The organism is Pseudomonas sp. Sample_10, assembly GCF_004321495.1.
GTDB lineage: Bacteria > Pseudomonadota > Gammaproteobacteria > Pseudomonadales > Pseudomonadaceae > Aquipseudomonas.
On the sequence record NZ_RCOE01000262.1, the window covers coordinates 1 to 816 of the forward strand.

The 816-nt window shown below is 61.4% G+C and carries 1 protein-coding gene; it reads left to right on the forward strand.

The window, feature by feature from the left end; all coding sequences use genetic code 11:
* A partial coding sequence (locus D8U18_RS25410) for an ABC transporter permease (protein ID WP_131108856.1) occupies nt 1–749 on the forward strand: 749 nt, incomplete at its 5' end.
* Between the last annotated feature and the right edge of the window lie 67 nt (nt 750–816).

Here is an 816-nt window from a genome sequence, read left to right on the forward strand (position 1 = left end):
TGCACTTCCCGATCCTGATCATCTTCCTGTACGCCTTCAACACCGAAGACGCGGCGTTCAGCTTTCCACCCAAGGGCTTTACCCTGAAGTGGATCGGCGTGGCGTTTTCGCGGCCCGATGTACTGGAAGCGATCAAGCTGTCGCTGCAAATCGCGGCCATCGCCACGGCGATTGCCATGGTCCTCGGCACGCTGGCGTCGGCGGCGTTGTATCGCCGGGATTTCTTCGGCAAACAAGGCATTTCGCTGATGCTGATCCTGCCGATTGCCCTGCCGGGGATCATCACCGGCATCGCCTTGCTGGCGACCTTCAAGACGCTGGGCATCGAGCCTGGGATGTTCACCATCATCGTCGGTCACGCGACGTTCTGTGTGGTGATCGTCTACAACAACGTCATCGCCCGCTTGCGCCGCACGTCATACAGTTTGATCGAAGCCTCGATGGACCTCGGCGCCGACGGCTGGCAGACCTTCCGCTACATCATCCTGCCGAACCTCGGCTCGGCGTTGCTCGCCGGCGGCATGCTGGCGTTTGCCCTGTCGTTCGACGAAATCATCGTCACCACCTTCACCGCCGGCCATGAACGCACCTTGCCGCTGTGGCTGCTCAACCAGCTCAGCCGCCCACGGGACGTACCGGTGACCAACGTCGTGGCGATGCTGGTGATGATCGTGACCATGCTGCCGATTCTCGGCGCTTATTACCTGACGCGCGGTGGTGAAAGCGTGGCGGGGAGTGGCGGGAAGTAACTGACAACCCGATTCCCAATGTGGGAACCGAATTCCTGTGGGAGCTGGCTTGCCAGCGATGGGGCCG